Below are 3,290 nucleotides of genomic sequence, written 5' to 3'. Positions count from 1 at the left end.
CAGGCTGGACCCAACGCAGCACCACCATAAGTCTTCACGGACTTTTCCGTTCGTCTCTGGCCGGTAGGGTCTGGTGCGTTTGTGCCGGATACCGGCTTCGGCCAGGATCCGGGCGAAGGCTTTGGACCTGTAGCATGAGCCGTTATCGGTGAGCACCTGCTGGATCTTCACCCCTTTGACTGAGAACGCGGCGATCGGGTTGCGTATGAAGGATGCGGCAGTTTCTTTGGCCTCGTCAGGCAGGATCTCGGAGTAGACGTAGCGGGAGCGGTCACCGACAGCGTGCTGAAGGTGAAACCACGGAACAGGCCCCAGTTTCACGGGCTGCTTCAGCGAGATTTCTGGCACGGTTGTTCGCATCACCGGTGACTCTTCCCTGGCTACGGTGGCCTCCGTCGTCCGGGATCCGGTCTAGTTTCTTCATGTCCACGTGGTTCATTTCACTGGGCCAGGCGTACTCATGGCGGCGGGCGCGTTCCTGCCGGGATCCTCGTCCCGATTGCAGGGTTCGTGAAGCGCAGCGGTGGGCAGTGGTAGCGTTGGAGGATCCGGTGGATCGTGGAGACGATTCACCACGCATTGGGCGAGCTTTAAGCGCCCGGCAGGGGCATGGATCGCATTAGAGTGGGACACGAGGACCTCCTGGTAGCTGTGCTGCTGTCGACAAGCTCCACACAACACCCGGAGGTCCTCTTTATTGCGTCAATTCCCACCCCGTGTCACCAGCGTGCCGGGACGGTACTTCTAGGCGCCGGCAACCTCGGGCTGCGGTGCCTCCTGACCGGTCTCCACGACCTTGACCAGATCAGACCACAGCACATCCATGTACTCATCGCCGAGTTCCGCCGCCCACGAATCCGGAGCGACGTCAGTGATCCACTCGAACCGGCAGCGACCGTCACCGGTGTCGAAGACCCGCATGGACCCGTGGTGATAGGTGGCTTTCCAGAACGGCGATTCGAGCACGGTGTAAGAAGCGTACATGTGCTCAGGATCGATCGTGATGTTCAGTTCCGGCTGCTCGAGGCCTCCCGCGACGTCGGAGACCACGGTTCGCACAGGACCTTCGATGCGATTCTCCTTTATGAAGCTGAACACGCGGATGTCGGCCCGCATGAAGCGATCGACAATGTCCCAGGCGGCAGCCGGAGAGACGCTCAGGTTTGCTGCTTTAAAAAAGATTGCCACGGGTGGCCCTTTCGATTGGCCCGCTGAGGCGGAATTGACTTGATCTGTGAAGTATTGGCTGAGGGCGGACGGGGCTTCGGGTGGCTAGGGTTGGTTCTACCACTCTGCCTCCCCGATTTCGTCTTGTTCCGGACGGCTGTGGTTACACTTCGGGGCTTCCCGGTCCGTCACCGCGGCGCACCCCATTTGTCACCGCGTCCGGCAGCTGCTTGCCAGGGTCCATCGAGATCGTGCGGCTGTGGAGGTACTCGTCCACGGCCGTCGGGCCGTGTTCGCGTCCTATCCCTGACTTGCCGTACCCACCGAAGGGAGAACCCAGATCGGCGGTGACGGTGTTAACCGAGAAGGTCCCTGTCCGGATGCGCCGTGCCACCTCGAAGCCGTGGGCGTCGTCGGCGGTAAACACCGACCCCGCGAGGCCGTAGGGGCTCTCGTTCGCAATGCGGATGGCGTCCTCTTCGCCGTCGTGCGGGATGAGGACGGCGACGGGGCCGAAGACCTCTTCGCGGGCGATTTTCATGTCGTTGTGAGCGTTGGTGATCAGCGTGGGCTCGTAGTACCAACCTACGGACATGTCGGCGGGGCGACGGCCGCCTGCAGCCACGGTGGCTCCTTCACGACGGGCCTCCTCGACGAAGGACTCGACGCGATCACGCTGCCTGGAGGTTACGAGCGGGCCGACCACCGTGTCCGGATCCATAGGGTCACCGACCTTGAGGGACGAGAACGCCTGCGCGAGCGCCTCGGCGTATGCGTTGTACTGCTCGGCTGGCACGATGAACCGGGTCCGCGCAACACAGTGCTGTCCCGAGTTGGCGCCGACGCTGCCACCGACCAGCGCGGGTACGACGTCCTCCAGCCGTGCGTCGTCCAGAACGATTGCTGCAGACTTGCCGCCGAGCTCCAGCAGGACCGGCCGCACCAGGGCACCACAGGCTGCCGCGATCTTGGCGCCGACCGCATCGGATCCGGTGAAGCTGACCATGTCGACGCCGGGGTGCTCGACCAAGTACGCCGCCTCGGCCGGCTCGGCCGCAACGATGTTCACGACGCCGGGCGGCAGACCTGCTTCCTCGAAGATCTCCCCATAGACGAACGTGGCAAGCGGGGTGGGCTCAGGGACCTTTATCACCACTGTGCAGCCCGCGATCAGTGCTGGCCCCAGCTTCTGTCCGATCGCCGGAACGGCGAAGTTGTAGGCGGGGAACGACGCCACCACGCCAACGGGCTCACGCACGACGAGGCTGTTGCCGGCCATCGGGACCGTGGGGCCACCTGCTGATCCCCCGGTAAAGCTCGTGAGATCACTGATCCGGACTTCCTCGAGCTCCAACGTTCGCCCGACCTCAGCGTAGTAGTTAAAGCTCATCACGGGCGCTACCGTCATGTAGTACTGCGAGAGGAGCATGGAACAACCCAGCTCTTCGGAGATCAGGGGCGCCAGTTCATGTTGACGCTTCTCGATGCCAGTGGCGATGCGAGTGAGGTAGTCCGCGCGCTCGGCAGGACTCATCCGGGGCCACGGGCCGTCGTCAAAGGCCCGGCGCGCTGCCGCGACCGCCTCGTCGATGTCTTCCCGGGAGGCCGCAGGGACACGCCCGACGAGCTCTTCTGAGCGTGGCGAGATCACGTCGAAGCTACGGTCGGACTTTGCGGCGCGCCAGGCGCCGTCGATAAAGAAGGAATCGTGCTCGATCATATGGATCAGTTGCCTTTCTTGACGGTGTTGCCGGCGTCGACAGGTAGCGCGACGCAGGTGATGAACTTGGCGTGATCCGATGACAACCACACGACCGCGTCCGACACCTCATTGGACTCGATCCACGGCGGATCCGAAAGCGCGTTGAGGGAGGCGAAGGCACCGCGCACATCGTCGACACCGGGGATGTCAATGTGCGGCGCGACCATCTTGAACAGCGCCCGGTACATGAACAGCGGGCGGTTGACATTCTGTACTTGCCCAAGTCCGCGCACGTCTCCTACCCCGGATACGATACGGCGGCCCAAGCACTCGACGAGCCGCGCCGTCTCCTGGAGACCGACCTGCGTTGCCGGGTCACACTTTACAGTCGCGCCGTCTTCGGTGTAGATGTCGAGGGCGA

The 3,290-nt window shown here is 63.2% G+C and carries 3 protein-coding genes and 1 pseudogene; all 4 read right to left on the bottom strand.

Annotated features, from left to right (window positions below):
• The coding region (locus AB4074_RS24600) for a DDE-type integrase/transposase/recombinase (RefSeq protein WP_441415721.1) at window positions 1-360 on the bottom strand (360 nt) is incomplete at its 3' end.
• Between the two features lie 384 nt (window positions 361-744).
• On the bottom strand, window positions 745-1,188 hold the full coding sequence (locus tag AB4074_RS24595) for a hypothetical protein (RefSeq protein WP_441415720.1): 444 nt from the start codon (window positions 1,186-1,188) through the stop codon (window positions 745-747).
• A 142-nt stretch (window positions 1,189-1,330) separates the two neighbouring features.
• On the bottom strand, window positions 1,331-2,887 hold the full coding sequence (locus AB4074_RS24590) for an aldehyde dehydrogenase (RefSeq protein WP_441415719.1): 1,557 nt from the start codon (window positions 2,885-2,887) through the stop codon (window positions 1,331-1,333).
• A 5-nt stretch (window positions 2,888-2,892) separates the two neighbouring features.
• Window positions 2,893-3,290 (bottom strand): annotated as a pseudogene (locus tag AB4074_RS24585) (hypothetical protein); the annotation flags it as partial.

The sequence above is a fragment of the Arthrobacter sp. 2MCAF14 genome (assembly GCF_052115645.1).
In the GTDB taxonomy this organism is placed as follows: Bacteria; Actinomycetota; Actinomycetes; order Actinomycetales; family Micrococcaceae; genus Arthrobacter.
The sequence above is the reverse complement of the archived record's forward strand: the minus strand, read 5'-3'. Positions and strand labels throughout refer to the sequence as shown.

Coding starts and splice junctions, on each gene's coding strand:
- AB4074_RS24590 (WP_441415719.1), bottom strand. CDS start 2,887: ATGATCGAGCACGATTCCTTCTTTATCGACGGCGCCTGGCGCGCCGCA.